The sequence below is a fragment of the Solwaraspora sp. WMMD791 genome, from assembly GCF_029581195.1.
Classification (GTDB): domain Bacteria; phylum Actinomycetota; class Actinomycetes; order Mycobacteriales; family Micromonosporaceae; genus Micromonospora_E.
In genome coordinates this window covers 809152-835241 of record NZ_CP120737.1, presented here as the reverse complement: position 1 = coordinate 835241, position 26090 = coordinate 809152, and the positions used below count along the sequence as shown (strand labels likewise).

Below are 26090 nucleotides of genomic sequence, written 5' to 3'. Positions count from 1 at the left end.
ATCACCGTGACCGGAGGCGACCCCCGTGCTGCTGGCCGACGTGCTCGACAAGGCCCACCTGAAGCTGGTCCCGCTCACCGGCGACGACGGACGGGACCGCACGGTGGGCCGGGTCAACGTCATCGACCTGCCCAACCCGGGCCGGTACGTGGCCGCCGCCGATCTGGTGCTGACCGGCCTGATGTGGCACCGGGGACCGGCCGAGTCGGAGGTGTTCGTGTCGGCGCTGGCCGCCGCCGGGGTGACCGCACTCGGTGCCGGCGGGGCGCTGCACGGCAGCGTGCCCCGGGATCTGGTCACGGCCTGCCGGCGGCACCGGTTGCCGCTGTTCGAGGTGCCGGCCGACGTGTCGTTCCGGGACATCATCGACGACGTGCACCCGACACTGTGGGCACAGCGGGCCAGTTCGTTGGCGACGGTGCTGGGGCGCCAACGTGGGCTGGTCGCGGCGATGGCGGCCGGTGCCCGGCTGGCCGATCTGCTGCCGACGGTGGCCGGCGCGATCGGCCGGGACTGCTGGACGTTGACCACCAGTGGCCGGGTGGTGGCTGGTACGGCACCGCTACCGGACACTGTCGCCGACGCGCTCAGCCGGGCCTTCCTGACGGCGCAGCGGCTGCCGACGACGGTCACGGTCGACGGTGAGCAGTACTCGGTGTTCGGGGTGCCGGGCCGGGCCGAGCATCGGCTCGCCGCGTGGCTGGTGGCCTGCCAGGGCGCGCTGGACGCGCTGCCGGGCACGGTGGACGAGTTGACCAGTGTGGTGGCGTTGGAGCGGGCCCATCTCGACGAGGTGGCCCGGGTCGAGGCCCGGCTGGCCGGGCAGTTGCGGGCCGCGCTGCGGGTGCCCGGGGACGTGGCCGGGTTGCGGGCGGCGCTGTTGGCCGCCCGGTTGGATCCGGACGCGACGTTCGTGGCGGTCGCCGCGACGTTGGACGGGATGCGCGCCCCCGGCACGTTGACGGTGGCGGTGGTCGACGAGTTCCTCAGCCGGGTGGTCCCGGACCGGGCGGTGGCGCTGCTCGAACCGGATCTCGAGTCGGGGGCGCTCGCCGTGCTGGCCCTGCCGCCACCGATGGCGGCGTCGATCGGTACGGCGCTGGTCGCCGCCGCCGACCGGATGTCACCGGGGCTGCGCGGCGGTCGGCTCACCCTCGGGGTCAGCGCGCCCGGCGTCGGTGCCGCCGGTCTCGGCGGGGCGGTGGAGGAGGCGCTGCACGCCCACCGCTCCGCGGCCGGGTCCGCCTCGGGCCCGGTCAGCGTGGTCGCGGCCGGCGAACTCGCCTCGCACTCGCTGCTGCTGGCCGGGGTGCCGGTCGGCACCCGGCGTGGCTTCCGGGACCGGCTGCTCGGGCCGGTGGAGGCCTACGACCGGGACCACCACGCCGACCTGGTCCGTACCCTCACCGTGTTCCTCGACAATGGTGGATCGTGGAGTCGCTGCGCCGAGCTGCTACACGTGCACGTCAACACGTTGCGGTACCGGATCCACCGGATCGAGCGGTTGACCGGCCGTGACCTGAGCCGGTTCGAGGACCGGGTGGACTTCTTCCTGGCGCTGCGGCTCGCCGCCGGGTGACCGGCCGCTGCGGCCGCCCACCTGCACCCGGTCGGCGTCGTCGGCGTCGTCGGCCCGGTCGTGGATCGGTCCGGTGCCGGCGGTCAGCCACCCACCGGTACGGCCGCTGCCGGTCGCGACGATCTCGGCGGCGATGCTGACCGCGGTCTGCTCCGGGGTACGGGCACCCAGGTCCAGTCCGATCGGTGCCCGCAGCCGTGCCAACGCCGCGTCCGGCACCCCGGCGGCCAGCAGTCGCGCACGCCGGTCGGCGGTGGATCGGCGCGACCCCATCGCGCCGACGTAGGCCACCGGCAGGTCCAGCGCCACCCGCAGCAACGGCACGTCGAACTTGGGGTCGTGGGTGAGTACGCAGAGCACGGTCCGGTCGTCGACCCGGCCGGCGGCGGCCTCGGCGGACAGGTAGCGGTGCGGCCAGTCGACGACCACGTCGTCGGCGTCCGGGAACCGCTCGGCGGTGGTGAACACCGCACGGGCGTCGCACACCGTCACCTGGTAGCCGAGGAAGCGGCCCTGTCGGGCCACCGCCGCGGTGAAGTCCGACACCCCGAAGATGATCATGCGCGGCGGTGCGGTGAATCCGCGTACCAGCAGCGACACGTCGGGCGACGGGCGGACCAGCCGGGTCCACCCGTCGGCGAGCGCGGCCCGGCCGGCCCGCCCGGCGGCGGCGTCGAGCGCGGCGTCACCGAGCGTCCCACGGTCGGTGCCACCGTCGACCAGCAGCCACCGGCCCCGGCTGGCCGCAGGTCCATCCACACAGGTCACCGCCGCGACCGGCCGACCCTGCCGCAGCGCGGCGGCGAGCCGGTCAAGGTCAGGCGCACCGGTACGGTCCAGACGTTGCACGAACACCTCGACGGTGCCGCCGCAGGTCAGTCCGGGCGCGAACACGTCGTCGTCGCCGTCGCCGAAGCGCGCGAACCGGGTCGCCCCGGTCCGTAGCACGTCATGGCACAGGTCGAGTACGGCGGCGTCGACGCACCCGGCGGAGACGCCGCCGGTGACGGAGCCGTCCGGGCCCACCAGCATGGCGGTGCCGACCGGACGGGGGGCGCTGCCGGCGGTGGCGGTCACCGACGCCAGCGCGACCGACGCGCCCGTGGACCACCAGCGCAGCACCGTGGTGAGCAGATCGGGGCTGAACATCAGCCCACGATGGGTAGCCGCTGATCGCCGGGTCAAGCCCGTCCGGGCCGCCTTGTAGGTTCGTCCAACCACCGCCGGAATCGGCGGTGCCGGATTGTGGTCCGCCGTCATTGTCCCGCTCACCGGCCCGGCGCGACGATGCCCAGCGTGGATCTGCATACCGTCTCCGACGTGATCGCCGCCGACGACGGCGACTGGCGTCCGGGTGACCGCTGGCTCGCCGGCGGCAGCTATCTCTACTCACAGCCGCAGCCCGACGTACGTCGGCTACGCGACCTGACCCTGCTGGGCTGGCCGTCGCTGCGGGTCGACGACGACGGGGTCGAGATCGCCGCCACCTGCACCATCGCCGAACTGGCCCGGTTCACGCCTCCGGCCGGTTGGACGGGCGTCGGTGAGCTGATCCGCCGCTGCTGCGACGCGCTGCTCGCCTCGCACAAGGTGTGGAACGTGGCGACGGTGGGCGGCAACATCTGCGCGGCGCTGCCCGCCGGCCCGATGACGTCCCTGGCGGTGGCGACCGGTGCGTGGTGCGTCGTCGACGACCTGGCCGGTGGGCGGCGCTCGGTGCCGGCCGTCGGCTTCGTCCGCGACGTCGAGTCCACAGTCCTGTCCGACGGCGAGTACCTGCGCAGCGTACGGCTGCCGGCGTCGGCCGGGCGGGCCCGCTACGCGATGCGGCGGGCGTCGCTGTTCACCCACGGACGCTCCGCCGCGCTGGTCGTCGGCCGCGCCGACCCGGACGCCGACCGGTGGTCGCTGTCGGTGACCGCCGCCACCCGCCGACCGGTCGTGCTGCGGCTGACGGCGCGACTCACCGAGGAGCAGCTACGGGAGCAGGTGGACGACGCCTGCGCCGCCGCCGGCTGGGTGGACGACGTCCACGGGCTGCCCGCCTGGCGGCGGCACCGCACCCTGCGGCTGGCGTCCGAGGTACGGGCCGAACTGACCGCCGCCGGGCCTACGGGTGGGCGTCGATGAGCATCGTGGTCAACGGTGTCACCGCCGACGGGCAGCCCGCCCCCGGTCAGTGTCTGCGCACGTTCCTGCGCGACCAGGGCTGGTACGGGGTGAAGAAGGGCTGCGACGCCGGCGACTGTGGAGCGTGCACCGTCCACGTCGACGGGCAGCCGGTGCACAGCTGCATCTACCCGGCTGTGCGGGCGGCCGGCCGGCGCGTCACCACGGTCGAGGGACTCGCCGACGGCGACCAGCTGCACCCCGTACAGCAGCGGTTCCTCGACGCACAGGGCTTCCAGTGCGGGTTCTGCACCGCCGGGTTCCTGATGACGGTCGCCGCGCTCGACGACGACCAGCGCGCCGACCTGCCCCGGGCGCTGAAGGGCAACCTGTGCCGGTGCACCGGCTACCGGTCGATCCGCGACGCCGTCGCCGGCGTGTGCCATGTGGCCTGCGACACCGCGGACCGGCCGGCGGCCGACCCAGCTGGCCCGCAGGGCGCTGCCGACCCGGTCGGCCCGCAGGGCGCGGCTGGCCAGGCGGGCGCGATCGGCGGCAACGTGCCGGCACCGGCCGGGCGGCAGATCGTCACCGGCACCGCCCGGTTCACCTTCGACGTGGCGGTCCCCGGCCTGACGCACGCGGTCCTGGTCCGCGCGGACGTGCCGCACGCCCGGATCACCGGGTTCGACGTCGACGCGGCGATGCGGGTGCCGGGGGTGCTCGCCGTCCTGACCCACCGTGACTGCCCGGACAAGCTGTACTCGACCGCCCAGCACGAACACCCGCACGAGGATCCGGCCGACACCCGGCTGCTCGACGACGTGGTCCGGTTCGTCGGTCAGCGGGTCGCGGTGGTGGTGGCCGAGACGGAGGCCGCCGCGCAGGCCGCCGCCGCCCTGGTCCAGGTGCGGTACGCACCGCTGCCGGCGGTGTTCGACCCGGTCGCGGCGATGGCACCGGGTGCGCCGGTGCTGCACGACAAGGACGCCGCCACCACCGGTATCGCCCGGCCGGCGGACAACGTCGCCGGTGAGGTGCACGGCGCGGTCGGCGACGTGGACCGGGCGATCGCCGAGGCGGACGCCGTCTACACCGCCACGTTCCGGACCCAGCGGGTGCAGCACGCGCATCTCGAGACCCACGGCGCCATCGCCTGGCCGGAACCCGACGGCGGGATCACCGTCCGGTCGAGCACCCAGACGCCGTACCTGACCCGGCGGGCGCTGGCCCGGCTGTTCGACCTGCCGCTCGAACGGGTCCGAGTGGTCGCCGGTCGGGTCGGCGGTGGCTTCGGCGGCAAACAGGAGATGCTCGTCGAGGACGTGGTCGCCCTTGCGGCACTGCGCACCGGGCGGCCGGTGAAACTGGAGTTCACCCGTACGGAGCAGTTCACCGCGGCCACCACCCGGCACCCGTTCGAGGTCCAGGTGAGTGTCGCCGGGAGGCGGGACGGCACGCTGACCGCGATCCGGTTGCGGGTGGTCGCCGACACCGGGGCGTACGGCAACCACGGCCCGGCCGTCCTGGCCCATGGGTGCAGCGAGTCGGTGGCGCTGTACCGGTGCCCGAACAAGCAGGTCGACGGCTGGTCGGTCTACACCAACACGGTGCCGGCGGGGGCGTTTCGCGGCTACGGGCTCGGTCAGGTGTCGTTCGCCGTGGAGTCCGCCGTGGACGAACTCGCCCGTCGGCTCGGACACGACCCGCTCGCGTTCCGGGCCCGCAACGTGATCGGGCCGCACGATCCGCTGGTCACCCCGGTCGGGCACGACGACACCGTGCAGGTGCACAGCTACGGCCTGGACCAGTGCCTGGAGCTGATCGACCAGGCCCGCCGTGTCGACACGGACCCGGCACCCGACGAAGCCGTGCCGGACGGCGACGGGTGGCAGGTCGGCGAGGGCATGGCGGTCGCGATGATCGCCACCGGCCCGCCGGGCGGGCATCACGGCCGGGCCCGGATCACCGTCGGAGCCGACGGCGGATACCACCTGGACATCGGGATGGCGGAGTTCGGCAACGGCTCCACCACTGTGCACCGGCAGCTGGTCGCCGACGTCCTGGCCACCACGGTGGACCGGATCCGGGTGCGGCAGTCGGACACCGCACTGGTCGGCCACGACACCGGCGCGTTCGCCTCCACCGGCACCGTGGTGGCTGGCGCGGCCGCGCAGCGGGCCGCTCAGGCGTTGCGGCGCCTGCTGATCGCCGCCGCCGCGCAGGCCACCGGCGCCGATCCGGCCGACTGCCGGCTCGACGGCAACACGGTGTGGTGCGCCGACCGGCCGGTCGGCCTCGACGAACTGGCCCGCCGCGCCGCCGCCGACGGCGAACTGCTGGCCGCCGACGGACACTCCGACGGGATGCGGCGATCGGTGGCGTTCAACGCGCACTGGTTCCGGATCGCGGTGGACCCCGACAGCGGCGAGATACGCGTTCTGCGCAGCGTGCACAGCGCCGACGCCGGTACGGTGATCAACCCGATGCAGTGCCGGGGGCAGATCGAGGGCGGGGTGGCCCAGGCGCTCGGTGCCGCCCTGGCCGAGGCGGTGACGATCGACGGCGACGGCCGCGTCGGCACCCCCGACCTGCGCAGCTACCACCTGCCGACGATGGCCGACGTGCCGCTGACCCAGGTGCACTTCGCCCGGACCAGCGACCCGCTCGGGCCGGCCGGCGCGAAGTCGATGAGTGAGAGTCCGTTCAACCCGGTGGCCGCCGCGCTGGCCAACGCGCTGCGCGACGCGACCGGGGTCCGTTTCACCGCGCTGCCGTTCACCCGGGACCGGGTATGGCACACGCTGCACCACGGCCATCCGGCCGACCAGTAGACAGTAAGGAAGAAAAAGCGACATGACGGTTGTTTCGTTGGCGGAGATCGTTCGGGCGCCGAAGGCGTTGTTGCATGACCATCTGGATGGGGGGTTGCGTCCGGAGTCGGTGGTGGAGTTGGCCGATGAGGTGGGTCATGTGTTGCCGGTGACGGATCCGGTGGAGTTGGGTCGGTGGTTCGTGTCGGCGGCGGATTCGGGGTCGTTGGAGCGGTATCTGGAGACGTTCGCGCACACGGTGGCGGTGATGCAGACGGAGTCGGCGTTGTTTCGGGTGGCGTCGGAGTGTGCGGTGGATCTGGCGGCGGACGGGGTGGTGTACGCGGAGGTGCGGTTCGCGCCGGAGCAGCATCTGTCGCGGGGGTTGGGGTTGGGTCAGGTGGTGGAGGCGGTGGTGGCGGGGTTCGCGGACGGGTGTGCGCGGGCGGCGGCGTCGGGTCGGGTGATTCGGGTGGGGACGTTGTTGACGGCGATGCGGCATGCGGCGCGGTCGCAGGAGATCGCGGAGTTGGCGGTGCGGTACCGGGATGCGGGGGTGGTGGGGTTCGACATCGCGGGGGCGGAGGCGGGGTTTCCGCCGACGCGTCATCTGGATGCGTTCGAGTATCTGCAGCGGGAGAATTTTCATTTCACTATTCATGCGGGTGAGGCTTTTGGGTTGCCGTCGATCTGGCAGGCGATTCAGTGGTGTGGGGCGGATCGGTTGGGGCATGGGGTGCGGATTGTGGATGATGTGGAGGTGGGTGCTGGTGGTGTGGTGAGGTTGGGGCGGTTGGCGGCGTATGTGCGGGACAAGCGGATTCCGTTGGAGTTGTGTCCGTCGTCGAATGTGCAGACGGGGGCGGTGGGGTCGATTGGTGAGCATCCGATCGGGTTGTTGCGTGATCTGCGGTTCCGGGTGACGGTGAATACGGACAATCGGTTGATGAGTGGGACGTCGATGTCGCGGGAGATGTGGTTGTTGGTGGAGGCGTTCGGGTGGGGGTGGTCGGAGTTGCGGTGGTTGACGGTCAACGCGATGAAGAGTGCGTTCATCCCGTTCGACGAGCGGTTGGCGATCATCGACGATGTCATCAAACCGGCGTACCAGGCGCTCGCCGAACCGGTGGCGGAGGCCCAGCATGTCGGTTGAGGTGCGTACCCGTGGTTGCGCCGGGGCGGGGACGCCGCGCTGGGGAGCGATCCCGCACCGGCGGCTGCTCGACGCGCTCGCCGCCGCCGTCCCCGCCGACCGGCTGCCCCGGGTGGAGGCGGCCACCGTCACCCACCTGTTGCGCCCGGTGCCGTGGCAGCGCCGGACCGGTCTGGTGAGCCTGGTCAGCACCGGTTATCCGGCACTCGCCCAACGGGTCGCCACGGTCATCGACGCCGAGTTCCCGGGCGTACGGGTGGCCACCACCGCGCCGCTACGCGGACGCGACGACCGGGAACAGTTCGACGTCCTGGTCAGCGCCGCCGACGCCGCCGAGGTCACCGCCTGGCTGGACCGGCTGTGGCAGGCGGCGGCCTGGCAGGTCGGCCCGCAGGTGCGGGCCGGCCAGCGCACGTCGACGGCCCGGACGATGTGGCGGGCGGCGCTGCTGGTCGCCAACGGCTCCCGGCGGCGCAGCCAGATCCGGGTACGGGTCCCGGATCCGGGCGCGCTGACCGCGCTCGCCGACGCCGGTGACGCGCTCGGCCTCACCGTCCACCAGCACCTGCGCCGGGGCAACTCCTACTTCGTCACGGTCGACGATCCGACCCAGTCGGTCCAGTTGCTGCGACTGGTCGGTGCCGGGCCGCACGCCGAGGCATGGGTGCGCGACGCCGCCTGAGGCACGCCGACGACGCGCACACTCAGCCGACGACGCGCACCGCCGCACGACGGTGCCCCCACGGCTGGCGCCCATGGTCGACACTGACCAGGTGACCGGTGACTCCACACCAGGCGACCGGGCCGGCGACCGCCTCGCCTCACTCGGGATGGCCGAACTGCTGGCCGTCGTCGGCAGGCTGCTGCGCCGCCCCCGCCGGGGTGAGCACGACCTGCCGATCGTGATCACCGTCGGCAACGACGGTGCCGAGATCCGCGCCGGGCTGCTGCGGCGGCTGCGGCGGCCGCACCGGCGACGCGTCCCGCACGTCGTCATCGACGCCACCCGGTTCCCCGACTCCGGGGGCATCCGGTCGTTGCTCGACGTGATGCACCATCAGCTGGCGTTGGACGCCTTCGGCGGCACGCCGTTCACCTTCGGGCACTACCCGCTGGCCCGGTGGCTGATGGATCAGCGGTTGGCCGACGTCGAGGTCACCGAACGGCGGGCCCGGATCACCCAGATGCTGCGGCAGTGGCGCCGACGGCCGGCCACCGAGAACCTGCAGGGTGCCTCGGAGGCGGAGACGCTGTTCGCCACCGCGTACCGGCTGGTCCTCTGGCTGGTCCTGCGCGCGGTGCCGGACGTGGTGTTCCGGGCCGCCCTGTCCGGTCGACTTCCGGTGCTCGGTGGACGGTACCGCTGGTTCATGCGCCAGCAGTACCTCGCGCCCCGGCAGAGCGGCACCTTCATCGGCTTCGCGGAACGGCTGACCACCGACCGGCGCACCGGGGAGCAACCCGAGCAGGTACGCAAGCTGTTGGTGCACGCCTTCCTGGAGGACCTGCGGGCCGGCTACGCCCGCCGGGTCTGGTCGCCGACCGGTTGGCACCGCACCGCGTACCCGGTGCTGCTGCTGTCCGACGTCGCCCCCGGCAACGCCGGCCACGCGCTGCTGCGGCTGGTCAACGACGTCCGCAACGAGACCGGCCGGTGGGATCCGCTGCTGATCGTGGCCGACACGGCCGGCGGCGGGTCGGCCGCCACGGGCATCCCGACGCCGCTGCACCTGGCCGAGGCGGGCATCGGTCTGGACGCGTGGCGGGACGCCCTGCCGGAGCAGCGTCGGCTTCGCCGTACCGATGCCTGGTTCCTGGTGCTGGAGTCGACGCTGGAGCGTACCGACCGGCACGCCCACCCGGTGGTGCCCGACCTGGTGCCGCCGGCACCGCCCTGGTGGGCCCGACGCACCGTCGCGGCGGCCGTGGTCCTGGCCCTGGTCGCCGCCGGTGGGGCCTGGGCCGGCGGGCGCTGGGGGCCGGGTTGTCTGCCGCATCCCGGCCAGGGCCAGATCGCGTTGCGGCTGATCGACGGCGAGTGCATCGGTTACAGCGACAGCTTGCGGTACGTGTTCAACCACGACCCCGGTCAGCAGGCGCTGCGCGACATCCAGGAGCGGATCTTCCGGCAGAACGCGGAGGTGACCCAGATCTCGCAGGCCAGCCAGCGGCGCCGGCCGTTGATGACGCTGGTGTACCTGGGCATCATGACCGGCCAGCGGACCGGTCCACGGGAGGTCTCCTACGTCTCCGAACGCGAAGAGCTGGAGGGGATGGCGGTCGCGCAGTACGCGCTGATGAAAGGGTCGGCGAGCACCGACGGACTGCCGCTGCTGCGGATCGTGGTGGCCAACGGCGGCAAGCAGATGCGTCACGCCGAGCGGACCGTCGAACTGGTCGCCGGGCTGGCGAGCCGGGATCCGACGGTCGTCGGGGTGGTCGGCCTGGTCGAGAGCCGCGCCACCACGGCGGCGGCGCTGCGGCGGCTGCACGAGGTCCGGCTGCCGGCGATCGCCCCGACGCTGTCCGCGGACGGGCTGCACCAGCACTCGAAGCTCTACCTGCAGATGGTGGCCCCCAACGTCGACCAGGTGAAGCTGGTGTCGACGTACGCCAGCGACGTGCTCGGCGTCGACGAGGCGCACGTCTACTACACCACCGGCGACGACAGTCCGCTCGCCGACGACCTCTACGTCAACACGTTGGTCTCCGGGATGCGGACCCGGTTCGGCGATCGAGCGACGGTGACCCCGTTCCGGGTCGGTGACTCGTTACGGCACGAGTGCGGCTACTCCGGGCTGCTCTTCTTCGCCGGTCGCTACTCGGAGTTCGACGAGTTCCTGGAGGCGCTGCGGGACTGCCGCAACGATCCGCCCCGCCACCTCGTCGCCGACGACTCGGTCAACCGCTACCTGGCCAACCCGCAGCTGCGCGCCAACGCGCCGGGCAACCTGCCGGTGACGTACGTGTCCAAGGCGGCGCTGGCGATGTGCAGCCGGCTCGTCGCCGACTCCAGCGTCGACGAGAAGCGGCGACGGTTCCTCGACCTGATCCGCCGCGACGATCTGCTGGGCCAACGGCGCTGCACCGGCGACACCGGGCCACCGGTCGGTGAGCGGGTCGCGCTGGCCTACGACGCGACGATGATGCTGACCGACGCGATGAAGGAGCTCGGCGCACGGTTGACCGTCGGCTCCCGGCCGTGGGATCCGGCGGCGGTGAGCGCGGTCGCGCTCTTCACCGAGGTGCTGCGGCAGAACACCGCTGGGGCGTACGACGGGGTGACCGGGCCGACGACGTTCCACGCCGGCACCGGCGAGCCGGTGGAGAAACGCCTGTCGCTGATGTACGTCGCCAGCGTGCCGCAGGTCGACCAGGAGCCGCAGGAGATCTTCTTCTGCGGCCGGGCGCACCCGGAGGATCCACCCGGCTGCCGGGGCGCCACCGCCGCCGGACCGCCCCGGCCCTGACCGGACCGCCGATCGCCGATCGCCGATCGCCGATCGCGGGAACCTGGCACCCCGCCGGGGAGTGGGACAAGGCATGCGAGACTCCCCGGCGCCCGCCGGCGACATCGTCGGCGCGCTGTACGCCGGCTGCTACCGACGGCTCGTCGTCCAGTTGTACGCGGTCACCGGTGACCTCGGTGAGGCGCAGGAGGTCGTGCAGGAGGCGTTCGTGCGGGCGCTGATGTTCCCGCAGCGGTTCGCCACGCTCGACAACCCGGAGGCGTGGTTGCGCCGGGTGGCGGTGAACCTCGCCCGCAGCCGGCACCGACGGCGCCGGATCCTGGCCCGGCTGCTGCCCCGGCTCGCGGCACCGGTCGAGGCCGAACGGCTCGTCGCCGACACCTCCACCGCGCACGTCGCCCTGATGCGGGCGCTGCGGGAGCTGCCGGACGGGCAGCGGCACGCGATCGCCCTGCACTATCTGGCCGATCTGCCGGTCGCCGAGGTGGCCGAAGCCCTCGGGGTGACCGAGGGCACCGTGAAGTCCCGGCTGTCGCGGGGCCGGGTCGCCCTGGCGGCGCTGCTCGACGCGCCGCGTCCGGATCGGAGTAGTCATGCCTGAGACCCCTGTGACCGGCTTCGACGCCGACCGGATCGGTCGGCGGGTCACCGCACCACCGCTGGGGCGGCTGCGGGCGCGGGCCCGCCGTCGGCTGGCGACCCTGGTCGGGGTGGCGATCGGACTGCTCGTCGTCGCGGTCGTCGCCCCCGGGCTGGCCGCCACCGTCGGGCGGGACCCGGACGCGGACGATCGGCCCGCCTTCCCGCTGCGGCTGGTGGTCTTCGACGACCGGACGGTGGTCGGCTACGAGACCAGTGAGCAGGACTGCCGGGTCCGGTTCACCCGCAGTGTGGACGGCGGCGCCAGCTGGCTGCCCCTGGTCGGGCCGGACCCCGGAACGTCGTGTCTGCGTGACACCGGCGGCCACCGGGTGTCGCGGGTCACCGCGTTCGCGCTCACCCCGGACGTGTACGTGGTCGGCGTCGGCGCCACCGACCACGTCTCGACCGACGCGGGCCGTACCTGGTCGGACGCGACGGGCACGGCGCTGACCGTCGAGGCCTTCCCCCCGTGGGCGGTGCCAGTGAACTGTCTGACGCCCTGCCCGGACCTGCGGCCGCCGGTCGCCGTCGACCCGCTGCACGGTCGGCTGTACCGGCTGGCCGACCCCCCGACCGACACGGGGCTGGTCTACGTCACCGCCGACGGCGCGATCTGGACGGCCGGGTACACCGTCGGCGGCACGGGTACCGCGGTGGCGGTCAGCACCGACCAGGGCGCCAGCTGGCGGGTGAGCGCCGGGCCGGCCGGGTCCACGGTCAGCGGGCTGGCCGCCCGGGACGCCGCGACGGCGTTCGCGCTGTTCGACAGCCGCGTCGGCAGCCGGCCGACGCTGTGGCGCAGCGACGACGGCGGCCAGCGGTGGCAGGAGGTGCCGACGACGTTGCCCGCCGTAACGACCAGGGTGGCGACCATCGGCGCCGACGGGCGGCTGCTGGTCGCCGGCACCGGCCGGGACCGGTGTCCAACGTGGGTGAGCGACGACGACGGCGCGACGTTCACCGCCGGCACGGCCGGGCCGTACGGCGTCCTCGACGCGCTGCCGGGACGGTTGTGGAGCTCCGGTCACCATCCGTGGTCGGCCAACCAGGTCACCGTGGACGGCATCAACTGGCAATCCGTACCAGGGCCGGCACAATGACCCATCGATCGGCCTTGACCAGGGCATTTTCATGATCACGTGATGGTCGCGACACGTCTTGGACACGAACCGACCGCAGATTGTGGGCCATCGCTTCACAGCCAGGAGGTTCCATGGCCCCGACCCCTCCGACCGACGATCAGCTCAACACCCTGATCGTCGCCCGGCTCGCCTCGCTCGGCATCGACCTCGACCAGCTGCCCGCCGGCACCACCGCCGACCCGGTCACCGGCTCCCCCGGTCGTGACTCCGTACTCGCCTCGCTGCGGTCGTTCATGCGCAGCACCGTCCCGACGCTCGCCGCGTACCAGCTGCCCACTCCGGACGCCACCGACCCGGCGACGGCGATGGCGCTGTCCCAGCAGCCGGCGCCGATGCTCTACCCGTCCATCAGCACCGAATGGCGCAAGCCCTGATGACAGAGGACGCCATGACAGACGTACAGCAACCGCTGGACCGGCTTCTCGACCGCCGGGCGTTCCTGGCCCGCACCGCGGCTCTGGCCGCCGCCACCACCGTCGGCACCGTGGCGTTTCCCGGCCTGGCCGGCATCGCCTCGGCCGCGCCGAGCCCGGTCAGCGGCCCAGCGGTCAAGTTCAACCCTGAGCTGGACAAGGGCGCCGCGTACAACAAACCTCGTGAGTCGGTCATGTCCGATCCGACCGAGTGGACGTTGTCCGAGGCCGCCTGGATGATCCGGCACAACAAGATCGTCCCGGTGGAGCTGGTGCAGGCGTACCTGGACCGGATCGCCGCCTACGACTCCACGTACCAGGCGTTCAACCTGGTCACCGCGGAGGCGGCGCTCAAGGCCGCCCGGCAGTGGGCCAACCGCCCGTACCGGGGTCCGCTGCACGGCATCCCGCTGGCCATCAAGGACAACTACTTCACCGAAGGTGTGCTGACGACCGCGAGCTCCTACCTGTTCCAGGACTTCGTGCCGCCGTACGACGCCACGTCGGTGGCGAAGCTGACCGTGCAGGGCGGCATCGTGCTCGGCAAGACCCAGATGGGGCCGCTGGCCACCAGCCGGGCCACGCTGCCGAACGGTCAGATCACCACGATCAACGCCTGGACGCCGACGAACCCGTCGACCAACCCGGGCGGCTCCTCGACCGGCACCGCGACCGCCGTCGCCGGCCGGATGGCCACCTCCGGCATCGGCACCCAGACCGGCGGTTCGATCACCGCGCCGTCCAACGCGCAGAACCTCACCGGCATCAAGCCCACGATGGGCCGGGTGTCACTGGCCGGGATCATTCCGCTGACCTACAGCCGCGACCATCCCGGACCGCTGGCCCGCGACGCCAAGGACGCCGCCATCATGCTGATGGCGATGGCCGGACCGGACCCGGCCGACCCGCGCAGTCAGGGCCTGCCGCCGGTGCCGAACCTGATCAACGCGGCCACCCCGCGCTACGACGGCGGCAACCTGCGGATGCGGTGGAAGACCCGGATCGGCGTACTGCCCGGCTACGCCGACGGCACCTCCGAGACCGCGCTCGCCCGCCAGGCGTTCCTCTCCGCCATGGCGGCGATCCCCGAGTGCGAGCTGGTCGAGGTGCCGTTCCCCGACGAGTGGGACCTGCTCACCGGCAGCGCGTTCAACAACGTCCGACTGCCCGAGCGCAGCGAGCCGTTCATGCCGTATCTGCGCGACGACCTGCGCGGCTTCGGCGTGTCGGTGACCAGCTGGCTGCAGGGCTGCCTGCTCGACGCCAACGGCTACGTCACCGGACAGCGGGCCAAGTTGCTGCTGCTGGAGCGGATCCTGGATCAGATCTTCGGCACCTGCGACGTGGTGGTGCAGACCAGTCCGGTGCCGTTCGACATCGTCGGGCTGCCGGAGATCGCGCTCCCGATCGGGTTCACCGGCGGCGGGGTGCCGATCGGCACCATCCTCGGTGGACTGCCGTACGCCGAGGACCGGCTGCTGTCGGTGGCCGCCGCGTACCAGGCGGTCACCGACTGGCACTGGCGGCGGCCGCCGGAGCCCCCGACGAGCGCACCCGCCGCGGCCGCCCGGTCGGCGGCGGCCACCGCCACCCGGGGCCGGCTCACCGCCGAGGAGGTCGCCGAGCTCACCCAGTGACCGACCGGTCAGTTCCGACCCGTGCCGGCCGCCCACCCGCAGGTGGGCGGCCGCCGGCGTTGGTCGGTCACGTCGGGAGCATCCGCCCGGCCGCGGCAGTGGGTCAACAGTCGCAGCTGGCGGCGACGGCCGTCAGTTCGTCGACCCGCGCACGACGCGGCCCCGCGTCGGTGACGACCTCGAACCCCTCCCGCACCCAGTACTCGTATCCACCGATCATCTCCTTCACCTGGTAGCCGAGCGCGGCGAAGCGCAACGCGGCCCGGGTCGCGCCGTTGCATCCCGGTCCCCAGCAGTAGGTGACGACGACCGTGTCGGCGGGCACCACGTCGGCGGCCCGGGCGGCGATCTCCTGGTGCGGCAGGTGCAGCGCGCCGGGCAACCGGCCGTGCCGCCACGCCTCGACTCCCCGGGCGTCCACGACGACCAGACCGGGCACCGTGGCAGCCAGATCGGCGTACACGTCGCTGACGTCGGTCTGGTAGGCCAGCTGGGCGGCGAAATGGGCGGCTGCGGCGGCCGGCGGCGCCGGCGGTACGGCGAGAACCTTCGACATGGTCGGATCGTCACCGATCGGTGTCCGGCCGGGACAGTGGCAGCGGTGCCAATCCTGCGCGACATCCCGCCAGCAGAGACCCGCCAGCAGAGACCGGCCAGCAGAGACCGGCCAGCGGTGACCGGCGGTCCACGGCCGGCGACGCGGCGGCGCTTCCCGACGACTCCGGCATCAACTAAGGTTAGGCAAACCTGACCTAACGATGATCGTCGGTGCCGGGGCGCAACGGGCGGGCGGCGCCAGCGGGCCGCCGGAAGGAGAGCTCATGAGCTTCAAGGATGCCAAGAAGCACACCACGCTGTGTGTCGTCGACGTCGTCGGCACCGAACGGATCAGCCCGAACATCATCCGGGTCACCGTCGGCGGCGAGCAACTGCAGCGACTACCGGACCACGGCTTCGACCACTGGTTCCGGCTGTTCCTGCCCCAGGAACACGGTGAGACCAACTTCGACGTACCGCACCGGGCCGACACCATCGGCTACCTGAAGTACCTGCGGATGCCGGCCGCGACCCGCCCGCACCTGCGCAACTACACCGTACGGGCGTTCCGCCCCGCCGCCCGGGAACTCGACATCGACTTCGTCGTGCACGGTGACGACGGGGTGGCGACCCGCTGGGTGCAGCGGACCACCCCCGGCGACACCGTCGCCCTGCTCGACCAGGGTCGCGGCTACGACTACCCTGCGGACACCACGTACCACCTGCTGGCCGGCGACGAGACGGCGCTGCCGGCGATCGCCGGCATCCTGCGCGACCTGCCACGCGACGCCGTCGGCCTGGCCGTCGTCGAGATCCCCGACCCGGCCGACGCCCAACCGGTCGACGCCCCTGACGGCTTCGAGGTGCGCTGGCTGCACCGGGAACCCGGCACCCGCCCCGGTTCCGTGGCGCTCGCCGCCGTCACGGCCTGGACCACCGACACCCCGGCCACCGTCTCCGCCTATCTGGCCGGTGAGCAGGCCCTGCCGACCAGCGGCCGCCGCCACCTCGTCGACATCGGAGTGCCGAAGCGGCGGATCACCTTCACCGGCTACTGGCGGATCGGCACCGCCCACTGACCTCGGCGCCCACTCCGATCACCGGCCACGACCCACGGGACCGGCCCGGTCGGCACCGCCCGCTGTGGACTCCCGTCGGTAACGAAGCGGCTGTACATTACCCCAGGCGCCACTACCCGTAGCGGCGTCGATCCCGTGTGATGCATGCACATTCTACGAAGGGGATGATGTGGTGAGCAGACGCTTCACCGCTGGCACTGTCGCGACCGTGACGGCGCTGGCCCTGCTGGGCGCCGTACCGGCCGGACCGGCCGTGGCCGCGCCGGACACGTCGCACGACACCGCCGCATACACAGTGGTCGCCGAGGCCGGCACCAGCACCGCCGCGGCCGTCGCCGCGATCGAGGCCGCCGGCGGCACCGTCGTGGCCAGCACCACCAGTGTCGGCATGTACGAGGTCGTCACCGAGGAGGCCGACTTCGCCGCCCGGGTCGCAGCCGCCCCGGCGCTGCTCGGTGCCGCCGAGAAACGCGCCATCGGCTATGCCCCCCGGGCCCGCTTCGACGCCGTCGAGCAGGAGCACCGCATCGTCGGCGGCCGGCCGGCCGGCGCCGGCGGCCACCGGGGCGCCCGGATGGACCCGCTCGACGAGAAGCTGTGGGGTCTGGCAATGATGCGGGCCGACAAGTCCCGCAAGGTCGAACCGGGCGAGCGCGGCGTCACCGTCGGCATCCTGGACACCGGCATCGACGGCCAGCACCCGGACCTGCGGCCGAACTTCAGCTACTCGCTGTCACGCAACTTCGCCCCCGACATCCCCGAGATCGACGGCCCGTGCGAGGTCGAGAGCTGCCTCGACCCGGTCGACCGCGACGACAGCGGCCACGGCACCCACGTGGCCGGCACCATCGGCGCGGCCGCCAACGGATTCGGCCTGTCCGGCGTCGCCCCCAACGTCAGCCTGGTGGCGCTCAAGGGCGGCCAGGACTCCGGCTACTTCTTCCTCGACTCGGTCGTCAACGCCCTGGTCTACGCCGGTGACGCCGGCATCGACGTGGTCAACATGTCGTTCTACGTCGACCCGTGGCTGTACAACTGCCTGAACAACCCGGCCGACTCCGCCGAGGAGCAGGCGTCGCAGCGGGCCACCATCGAGGCGGTCAACCGGGCCCTGCGGTACGCCCACAAGCGCGGCGTCACCCTGGTCGGCTCGCTCGGCAACAACCACGAGGACCTCGGCAGCCCCCGCCCGGACTCGTCGAGCCCGAACTACGGCGGCACGCCCCGGCTGCGCACCATCGACAACGCGACCTGCTGGGACCTGCCGGTCGAGGGCGCGCACGTGATCGGGGTGTCGGCGATCGGCCCGTCGAAGGCCAAGGCCGACTACTCCAACTACGGCACCGAGCAGATCTCGGTGGCCGCGCCGGGCGGCTGGTTCCGCGACGGGTACGGCACCCCGACCCATCGGACGTACGACAACACGATCCTGTCGTCGTACCCGTTGCACGTGCTGCAGGAGGAGGGCGCGGTCGACGCCGACGGCAACATCGTGCCCGGCGCCGAGGCGTACGTCGCCAAGGAGTGCACCGCAGCCGGGGCCTGCGCCTACTACACGTACCTGCAGGGCACCTCGATGGCGTCCCCGCACGTCTCCGGGGTGGCCGCGCTGATCGTCAGCAAGTACGGCAAGCGCGACGTGCGGCGCGGCGGGCTGACCCTCGACCCGGACAAGGTGGAGGCGCACCTGTACCGGACGGCGGCCAAGACGGCCTGCCCGGAGCCGCGTCTGGTGTCGTACGCCAACGAGGGCCGCTCCCCCGAGTGGGACGCCTACTGCGACGGCGGGAAGAACTTCAACGGGTTCTACGGTCACGGCATCGTCGACGCCTTCGCGGCGGTGACCAGGCCGCTGCACCACCGCTGAGGTAACAGCACCGTACGGCACCGCCGGCCGGGCCGGACGGGACGACCAGCGTCCCGTCCGGCCCGGCCGGTGACGTCTTAGGCGGAAATACGTCGACCCCACCTCCGTAACCTCAAGTTTTCATTCGGCTCCATTGCGTGATCGCTCCGGTACGTGCCACGATCATGAGATCGATTCATCTCAACTGATCGAGGAGGTGGCCGAGATGCGCACGCTCCGGCACCTGGCGACCCGGCTCATCGGCCGGCGTCGCGTCAGCGGACGCTACATCTACTGGCCCTACCACTACGGCTGATCCAACGCTGCCCCGCCGACCACGTCCCGCCGGACCCGTGGCGACCAACCGACCACCGGGTCCGCGCGGGCACTGGCTGACCGGCAACATCCGGCCGTACGAGGCCGACCGGATCGGCTTCCTCCGACGCTGCCACACCGAGTACGGCGACGTGTTCTCGTTCGACGAGCGCACCGTCTGCGTCATCGACCCGGTCGTCGCCCACGACGTCCTCGCCCGCACCGGCGGCGACTTCGTCACCGAGCTCGCGCCCTTCGACGGCCCGCCCGACCTGGAGTTCGCCGCCGCCTCCGGACGGGAGTGGACACCGGCCCGGCGGGCGGCGCGGGCCGGGCTGGTCGGGCAGGCGACGACCACCACCGACATCCGGACCGCCCAGATCCTCGACCAGGTGCTGACCGCCACCGGCGGCCACGAGGTCGACGTACTCGACGTGATGCGCGGCTTCGCCGCCCGGTCGATCGCCGACCACTGCCTCGGTGCCGACGCCGGCGACGTACCCCGCACACTCGCCGACGCCATCGCCGCCACCGCACCGTTCGAGACTGCCTCCTACACGCCGCCGGCCTGGCTGCCGACTGCGCGACGGCGACGCTTCCGGCACGCCCACCGGCGGTTCACCGACACCCTGACCGCCGTCGTCGCCCAGCGGCGGACAGCCGGTGACCGCCGCCCCGGCGGCCCAGGCGCCGTGGAGCCGGGTGCCGCCGCCGACCTGCTCGACGTACTGCTCGCAGCCGACCCGACGCCGCCCGACCACCTGGTGGTGTCGACGCTGCGCACCGTCCTGATTGGTGGGTACGGCGTCCCCGCAGCGGCGCTGACGTCCATCGTCCGGGAACTGGCCCTGCGGCAATGGCTCGTCGACCGGCTGCGCGCCGACGCCAGACGCGCGGACAGCGGCCTGGCCGGGGCGGTCGTGGCTGAGGCGCTACGGCTGTACCCACCGGCGTGGTTGCTGACCCGCACCGCCCGCCGGGACACCACAGTCGGTCGATGGTCGGTGCGGGCCGGTGACGAGGTGCTGCTCAACGCGTACCTGATCCACCGGGACCCACGGTGGTGGCCGCGGCCGGAGGAGTTCGACCCGGACCGGTGGCTGGCCGGCGGGGCCGCACCCGGCCTGGCCTACCTGCCGTTCGGCGCCGGGCCACGGGTGTGCCTGGGCACGATGCTGACCAGGCGTCAACTCGCAGTCGTCACTTCCCGGCTGGCCGGCCGGTTCACCATCGCGTCCCCGAACGCCGCGTCGGTCGGGCCGGCGTTCGCCGGCCGCCTCGCCCCGGCCGGCCTGCGCGCCCGGTTCACGACCTGAGCGGTACCGACAGTCCCGGCCGCACGACGGCCGCAACTATTTGACGTCGCATAATAGGTCTGCCTATTATGCGACGCATGATAGCGGCCGAGGTGGACGAGCCCGCAGACAGCGAACGTCAGACCCAACTGCTGCGCGGCGCGCTTGACATGTGTCTGCTCGCCCTGCTGGCGAAGGAGTCGGCGCACGGCTACGAACTCGTCCGCCGGATCGAAGCCGCCGGATTCACCGGCGTCGGCTACGGCACCATCTACCCGCTGATGACCCGGATGCGCCGCCTCGGCCTGGTCGCCAACGAGACCCAGCCCAGCCCAGCCGGCCCCGACCGCAAGGTCTACGCGCTCACCGCCGCCGGCCACGCACGGCTGCGCAGCTGGCGGCAGCAGTGGGCCACCTTCGTCGGCATCGTCGACGCCACCCTGACCGACGCCGTCGGCGACAACCCGAGGAGCTGACAGTGGACACCATCGACGACGCCGTCGCCACCGCCGACGCCGCCTGGCGGGCCTACGGCGTCACCCACGCCGACCGTGCGGCCCTCGCCGCCGACCTGCGCAGCGAACTGGAGGCCGCAGTAGCCGACGGCGTCACCCCGGCACAGCTGCTCGGCGACGACGTACCCGGACTCGCCCGCCGCCTGGCCGACGAAGCCGGCGTCGCCCGCGTCCCGGCCGAGTACGGTCGCGTCGTGCGGACCGCCCTCGCCGGCGCGGTGGCCGGCACCGTCGTCGGCTACCTGGCCATGATGGTGATCTACCCGGTGGTGGTGCACCTGGTGGACCTGCCCCGCAGCTTCCGGGTGCCGCTGCTGCTGGCGGTCGCCGTCTACTACGGGATCCCGGCCGCGCTACTGGTCGCCGGCGCGGTCGTCGCTGTGCGCACCCGGCTGCGCGACCTGCCCCGGATACGCGCCACCGCCACCAGGATGCTGCTGCTCATGCCGACCGCCGGCATCGTCGTCACCCCGGTCACGATCGCCTACGCCTGGGCGACCGGCTTCAGCACCGTACCCACTGTCGTCGCCTTCGAGATCGCGCTCGTCGTCGGCGCCATCGTCGGTGCCACCGTGCTGGCCCGCCGCTGGGCGGTCCGCGACCCGGCACCGGCCCCGCTGGTCACCGCCGGCTGAACCGCCCGGTCACCGCCGGCTGAACCGCCCGGTCACCGCCGGCTGAACCGCCCGGTCACCGCCATCAGAACCGCCCCCGTCACCGCCGTCAGAACCGCCACCAGGTATGCCGACCGTCACACCGGGTCACCGCTGACCGGGTAGCGTCCCCGGCAGGGTGCCACCATGCCGGACGTACACCCAGGTCAACCCACACCCAGGAGGAGCCATGCCGGCACGGGACAAAATCGAGACGATCTACGGCTCGGTCGTGCGACGCAACCCGGGTGAGAGCGAGTTCCACCAGGCCGTCCGCGAAGTCCTGGACAGCATCGTGCCCGCGCTGGACCGCCACGCCGAGTACGCCGAGGCGAAGATCATCGAACGCATCTGCGAGCCCGAACGGCAGATCATCTTCCGGGTGCCATGGGAGGACGACCACGGCGAGGTGCACATCAACCGGGGCTTCCGGGTCGAGTTCAACAGCGCACTCGGCCCGTACAAGGGCGGACTGCGGTTCCACCCGTCGGTGTACCTGGGAATCGTCAAGTTCCTCGGCTTCGAGCAGCTGTTCAAGAACGCCCTGACCGGCATGCCGATCGGCGGCGGCAAGGGCGGATCCGACTTCGACCCCCGAGGCCGATCCGACCGCGAGGTGATGCGGTTCTGCCAGTCGTTCATGACCGAGCTGTACCGGCACATCGGCGAACACACCGACGTGCCGGCCGGTGACACCGGCGTCGGCGCCCGCGAGATCGGCTACCTGTTCGGGCAGTACAAACGAATCACCAACCGGTACGAGTCCGGCGTACTGACCGGCAAGGGGCTCAGCTACGGCGGCGCCCAGGTACGCCGCGAAGCCACCGGGTACGGCGTGGTCTTCTTCGCCGAGGAGATGCTGCGCACCACCGGTGACAGCCTCGACGGCAAACGTGTCGTCGTCTCCGGCTCCGGCAACGTCGCCCTGTACGCCATCGAGAAGGTGCACCAACTCGGCGGGACCGTGGTCGCCTGCTCCGACTCCTCCGGCTACGTCCACGACGACAAGGGCATCGACGTGGAGCTGCTCAAGGAGATCAAGGAGGTCCGCCGGGAGCGGATCAGCGCGTACACCGACGTCCGGCCGCACGCCGCTTTCGTCGCCGACCGCAGCGTCTGGGAGGTGCCCTGCCAGGTCGCCGTCCCTTGCGCGACGCAGAACGAGATCAGCGCCGCCGACGCGGTCACCCTGGCCGCCGGCGGCACCACCCTCGTCGTCGAGGGGGCGAACATGCCGACCACCCCGCAGGCGGTACGGGTCTTCGCCGAGGCCGGCGTACGGTTCGCCCCGGGCAAGGCGGCCAACGCCGGCGGGGTGGCAGCCAGCGCCCTGGAGATGCAGCAGAACGCCAGCCGCGACTCGTGGACGTTCGCCCATTCCGAGGACCGGCTCCGGGAGATCATGCGGGACATCCACGACCGCTGCCACGCGACCGCCGAGGAGTACGGCATGCCGGGCGACTACATCACCGGCGCCAACATCGACGGGTTCCGCCGGGTGGCCGAGGCGATGCTCGCCCACGGCCTGATCTGACAGCGGCGGGGAGGGGAGGCCGGAGCCGACACGGCCAACGTGAGACGCCGGATCCGACGCGGCCGCCGGGAACGGCAGGTACGCCCAACCTGCCGTTCCCGGCGCGTCGCCGTCGCATCGCCGGGCCGGGTGGTCGACCGGCCCGACGACGGTGGTCGCTCAGGCGACGGTGCAGGATGCTCCATTGAGGGCGAACGAGGTCGGCCGGGCCGTGTTACCGGTGTGGGTGGCCTGGAAACCGATGTCCACCGATCCGTTGACCGGGATACTGGCGTTGTAGGACATGTTGCGGGCGGTGACCTGCCCGGAGGACGGTGAGTAGGTCGCGTTCCAGCCCGAGGTGATGTTCTGCCCACCCGGCAGGGTGAACACCAGGGACCAGCCGTTCACCGGCGACGTACCGGTGTTGGTGATCCGGTAGTTCGCGGTCAGGCCGGTGTTCCAGGCGTTCAGGGTTACGGTGACCCGGCAGGCGCCGGTCGGCGGCGGGGTCGTCGGGGGTGCGGTGGTGGGCGGTGCGGTGGTCGGCGGCGCCGTCGTCGGCGGCGCCGTCGTCGGCGGGGCCGTCGTGGGTGGTGCGGTGGTGGGCGGTGCGGTCGTCGGCGGGGCGGTCGTCGGCGACGGGTTGGTCAGGCCGAAGAAGGTGATCGCGGCGGCGGCCATCCCGGAGCTGGGCAGGCTGTGCCCGGCACCCTGGATGCTGTACGCCTCCACCTGGACGGTGCCGCTGCTGTCGGCGAAGCGACGGCGGTTCCAGTTCGGCTGCGGGGTGTCCGTCGACGTCGGCGTCTGGCTGAGCCCGAACACGTTGGTCCACTGCTCGACCGACTCCTGAAGCAGGCTGAACGGCACCAGGGTGTCGTTGGTGCCGTGCCACAACTGCACCCGGGGCCGAGGTCCGGTGTAGCCCGGGTACGCCTGCTGGCGGACCGCGTCACCCCACTGCTGCGGGGTCCGGTTCATGTTGCCGCCGGTGCACTGGCTGCTGCCCGGCGGGTAGTCGGCGGCGTTGGCGAAACAGTTGTACGGCACACCCATGAACGCCGCCCCGGCCTTGAACACGTCCGGGTAGACGGCGAGCATGTGGTTGGTCATCATGCCGCCGGACGAGCTGCCGGTGGCGTACACCCGGTTGGGGTCGCCCCGGTACTGCTGCTGCACGTAGTTGATCATCGACACGATCGACACCGGGTCGCTGCCACCGCCGCGCCGCTTGGCCGCGTCCGACCAGACGTCGAAGCAGTTGCCGAAGCCGGCCTGCTGCATCGCACTCGGGTAGATCACGATGTAGCCGTACCGGTCGGCCAGCGAGGCGAACTCGCTGCCGGAGTAGAAGCCGGGACCGCTGCCGCCGCAGCCGTGCATCGCCACGACGATGGCCGGGTTGGCCGGACGGTTGTCCGGCACGTACACGTGCATCCGCATGCCACCCGGGTTGTTCCCGAAGTTCGTCACCTCGACCAGTGAGGCCGCGTGCGCCGGGGTCAACGCCGGCACGACCAGGCCGGCGGCCACCACCGACGCGGCCAGGCCGAGCAGCAGTCTTCGAACGATTCTCATACACCCTCCTCGATAGGTACGGCGCGCCCTGCCCGACCCTGCACGGCAACGTGTGGCACTTAGTGTTCTCCTCGGACGCACAAGTGTCAATCGATGCAACTCGATGATCAGCGCCGTCTACAGTCGCGGTACGCCACCGCCGAGACGAGCCCCGGAGCGACCGTGAAGCGACCGTTCACCATCGAGGAGATCTACCCCGACGACCACGACGACTCCGTACGGCTGCCCCGCCGCCAGGCCGGCAACTCCCCCCAGGGCCTCGCCGTCACCCTGCTCGCCGACTACACCCTGCGCACCCGGGCCGCGCTACCGTCCGCCGCGATCGTCGCCCTGCTCACCGAGAGCGGCGTCACCGCCACCGGCGCCCGGACCGCGATCAGCCGCCTCGCCCGACGCGGCATCCTCGACGGCAGCCGCCACGGCCGGCACAGCTCCTACCAGCTCAGCGAACGCGCCGCCACCAACCTCTCCGTCGGCGGCAGCTGGATCATCGCCTCCACCACCAGCCCACCGGCGTGGGACGGACACTGGACACTTGTCGCCTTCTCCCTGCCCCAGGAGCAGAGCACCCAGCGCCGCGCACTGCGCGGCCAACTCCGCTGGCTCGGCTACGCCCCGCTGTACGACGGACTGTGGATCTCCCCGCACCCGCCGACCCACCTGGTCAGCGCCCACCTGGCCCAGCTCGACCCCGGCACCGTCACCGTCATCCGCGGCCGGGCCGTCGACCTCGACGCCGTCACCGGCCGCAAACCCATCGACGCCTGGGACATCGCCGAAATCCACCAGCAGTACGAGGCCTTCCTGCACCGCTGGCGGCCGCTGCTACCCCGGATCAGCGCCGGCCGACTCGACGGCCCACACGCCGTACAGGCCCGCACCGAAGTGATGGACACCTACCGCCGATTCCCCACCCTCGACCCGCAACTGCCGATCCAGCTGCTACCGGCGGGCTGGCTGCGCGACACCGCCCGGGAGGTCTTCACCGCCGTCTACGACGGCCTCGCCGACGTCGCCGAACACCACGTCCGTACGGTCGTCGCCGCCCACACCGGCGGCACCGACCCCGACGTACGCGCACACACCACCGTCGACCTGCTCGCCGGAATCGGCCGGCCACCGGCCAGAAGCCGACTCACACACTTTGCGTAACTCTGCTACTCTCGAACAACCGGACTCGAGCTGCCCGCCTGACTGCCAACCGGCCTGCAGCCATGCAACAGACAGCAGTGCAGGAAGCGCATCGCCGCGTATGCGGGGAGCAGTCGAGCTGATCGAAGCCCTCGTCCCGTTGGTGGGGCTATCCCCGCGTGCGTGGGGAGTAAGCGGACGCTTTCGCCACCGAGTTCTACCCAGGACCATCCCCGCGTGCGCGGGGAGCAGCGCGACGGCAAAGGCCAACCCCGGATGGAATGGGGACCATCCCCGCGTGCGCGGGGAGCAGCCCGCAGCGGTGCTGCGCAAATCATCGGACCAGGGACCATTCCCGCGTGCGCGGGGAGCAGTCACCCGATCAGCCACCACCGCCGGTCACCGCGGGACCATCCCCGCGTGCGCGGGGAGCAGGGTGATCGGATCAGTCATGGTGGTGCCTTTCTAGGACCATCCCCGCGTGCGCGGGGAGCAGCCGGCCGGTCCCCATCCCGGCCGGGGCTGCTCGGGACCATCCCCGCGTGCGCGGGGAGCAGGTCGTACATGGCCAGGTCGGCGTAGTGCAGCAGGGACCATCCCCGCGTGCGCGGGGAGCAGCTGCCCGTCGCCACCGGGGTGGCGGCGGCGGGACCATCCCCGCGTGCGC

19 protein-coding genes, 1 pseudogene and 1 CRISPR repeat array (1 of these 21 running past the window's edge) are annotated in these 26090 nt (G+C 72.2%); of the genes and pseudogenes, 17 read left to right on the top strand and 3 right to left on the bottom strand.

The annotated features are described in order from the left end of the window. Positions 1-25: 25 nt before the first annotated feature. Positions 26-1507: pseudogene (locus tag O7623_RS03560) on the top strand (PucR family transcriptional regulator ligand-binding domain-containing protein); the annotation flags it as partial. Here the strand turns inward: O7623_RS03560 and O7623_RS03555 are convergent. Further along, positions 1454-2728 carry an XdhC/CoxI family protein gene (locus tag O7623_RS03555; protein ID WP_282227148.1) on the bottom strand — a complete coding sequence of 425 codons (1275 nt, stop codon included), beginning with the start codon at positions 2726-2728 and terminating at the stop codon, positions 1454-1456. The pseudogene O7623_RS03560 and the gene O7623_RS03555 overlap by 54 nt on opposite strands. A 138-nt stretch (positions 2729-2866) precedes the next feature. Here O7623_RS03555 and O7623_RS03550 point away from each other — a divergent pair, with 138 nt between their 5' ends. The 9 genes from O7623_RS03550 to O7623_RS03510 all read left to right on the top strand — a co-directional run bounded on the left by O7623_RS03550 (position 2867) and on the right by O7623_RS03510 (position 14958). After that, a complete protein-coding gene (locus O7623_RS03550; RefSeq protein ID WP_282227147.1) occupies positions 2867-3709 on the top strand; it encodes an FAD binding domain-containing protein in 843 nt (280 codons plus the stop codon). After that, a complete protein-coding gene (locus O7623_RS03545; RefSeq protein ID WP_282227146.1) occupies positions 3706-6522 on the top strand; it encodes a molybdopterin cofactor-binding domain-containing protein in 2817 nt (938 codons plus the stop codon). Before O7623_RS03550 ends, O7623_RS03545 begins: the two co-directional genes overlap by 4 nt. 22 nt (positions 6523-6544) lie before the next feature. Then, positions 6545-7654, top strand: coding sequence for an adenosine deaminase (locus O7623_RS03540; protein WP_282227145.1), 1110 nt, complete (start codon positions 6545-6547; stop codon positions 7652-7654). Continuing rightward, positions 7644-8336, top strand: coding sequence for a hypothetical protein (locus O7623_RS03535; RefSeq protein ID WP_282227144.1), 693 nt, complete (start codon positions 7644-7646; stop codon positions 8334-8336). The genes O7623_RS03540 and O7623_RS03535 overlap by 11 nt, the downstream gene beginning before the upstream one ends. A 91-nt stretch (positions 8337-8427) precedes the next feature. Continuing rightward, a complete protein-coding gene (locus O7623_RS03530) occupies positions 8428-11124 on the top strand; it encodes a hypothetical protein (protein WP_282227143.1) in 2697 nt (898 codons plus the stop codon). A 73-nt stretch (positions 11125-11197) separates the two neighbouring features. Then, entirely contained in the window at positions 11198-11725 is a 528-nt protein-coding gene (locus tag O7623_RS03525; RefSeq protein WP_282227142.1) for an RNA polymerase sigma factor, read from the top strand. Further along, positions 11718-12866 carry a sialidase family protein gene (locus O7623_RS03520; protein ID WP_282227141.1) on the top strand — a complete coding sequence of 383 codons (1149 nt, stop codon included), beginning with the start codon at positions 11718-11720 and terminating at the stop codon, positions 12864-12866. The genes O7623_RS03525 and O7623_RS03520 overlap by 8 nt, the downstream gene beginning before the upstream one ends. A 113-nt stretch (positions 12867-12979) precedes the next feature. Beyond that, positions 12980-13282, top strand: a complete 303-nt coding sequence (locus O7623_RS03515; RefSeq protein WP_282227140.1) for a hypothetical protein — start codon at positions 12980-12982, stop codon at positions 13280-13282. A gap of 14 nt (positions 13283-13296) precedes the next feature. After that, positions 13297-14958 carry an amidase gene (locus tag O7623_RS03510; RefSeq protein WP_282227139.1) on the top strand — a complete coding sequence of 554 codons (1662 nt, stop codon included), beginning with the start codon at positions 13297-13299 and terminating at the stop codon, positions 14956-14958. 103 nt (positions 14959-15061) lie between these two features. On the opposite strand, the gene O7623_RS03505 is transcribed toward O7623_RS03510, so the two are convergent. Further along, entirely contained in the window at positions 15062-15514 is a 453-nt protein-coding gene (locus O7623_RS03505) for a rhodanese-like domain-containing protein (protein ID WP_282227138.1), read from the bottom strand. Positions 15515-15779: 265 nt separating this feature from the next. Here O7623_RS03505 and O7623_RS03500 point away from each other — a divergent pair, with 265 nt between their 5' ends. The 6 genes from O7623_RS03500 (at position 15780) to gdhA (ending at position 22732) form a co-directional block, all read left to right on the top strand. Next, on the top strand, positions 15780-16574 hold the full coding sequence (locus O7623_RS03500; protein WP_282227137.1) for a siderophore-interacting protein: 795 nt from the start codon (positions 15780-15782) through the stop codon (positions 16572-16574). A 172-nt stretch (positions 16575-16746) separates the two neighbouring features. Continuing rightward, positions 16747-18441 carry a S8 family serine peptidase gene (locus O7623_RS03495; RefSeq protein WP_282227136.1) on the top strand — a complete coding sequence of 565 codons (1695 nt, stop codon included), beginning with the start codon at positions 16747-16749 and terminating at the stop codon, positions 18439-18441. Between the two features lie 332 nt (positions 18442-18773). Then, complete coding sequence (locus O7623_RS03490; protein WP_282227135.1) at positions 18774-20051, top strand: cytochrome P450; 1278 nt, start codon at positions 18774-18776, stop codon at positions 20049-20051. A 77-nt stretch (positions 20052-20128) separates the two neighbouring features. Beyond that, positions 20129-20506 carry a PadR family transcriptional regulator gene (locus O7623_RS03485; RefSeq protein WP_282227134.1) on the top strand — a complete coding sequence of 126 codons (378 nt, stop codon included), beginning with the start codon at positions 20129-20131 and terminating at the stop codon, positions 20504-20506. Positions 20507-20508: 2 nt separating this feature from the next. Next, positions 20509-21180 carry a hypothetical protein gene (locus O7623_RS03480; protein WP_282227133.1) on the top strand — a complete coding sequence of 224 codons (672 nt, stop codon included), beginning with the start codon at positions 20509-20511 and terminating at the stop codon, positions 21178-21180. Between the two features lie 208 nt (positions 21181-21388). Next, positions 21389-22732, top strand: coding sequence for an NADP-specific glutamate dehydrogenase (gene gdhA, locus O7623_RS03475; protein WP_282227132.1), 1344 nt, complete (start codon positions 21389-21391; stop codon positions 22730-22732). 159 nt (positions 22733-22891) lie between these two features. Here the strand turns inward: gdhA and O7623_RS03470 are convergent, their stop codons facing one another. Then, a complete protein-coding gene (locus O7623_RS03470) occupies positions 22892-24292 on the bottom strand; it encodes a PHB depolymerase family esterase (RefSeq protein WP_282227131.1) in 1401 nt (466 codons plus the stop codon). A gap of 162 nt (positions 24293-24454) precedes the next feature. Here O7623_RS03470 and O7623_RS03465 point away from each other — a divergent pair, with 162 nt between their 5' ends. Further along, on the top strand, positions 24455-25444 hold the full coding sequence (locus tag O7623_RS03465) for a PaaX family transcriptional regulator C-terminal domain-containing protein (RefSeq protein ID WP_282227130.1): 990 nt from the start codon (positions 24455-24457) through the stop codon (positions 25442-25444). 144 nt (positions 25445-25588) lie between these two features. Beyond that, positions 25589-26090: a CRISPR direct-repeat array (repeat unit 28 nt; unit sequence GGACCATCCCCGCGTGCGCGGGGAGCAG); it runs 619 nt beyond the window's last position.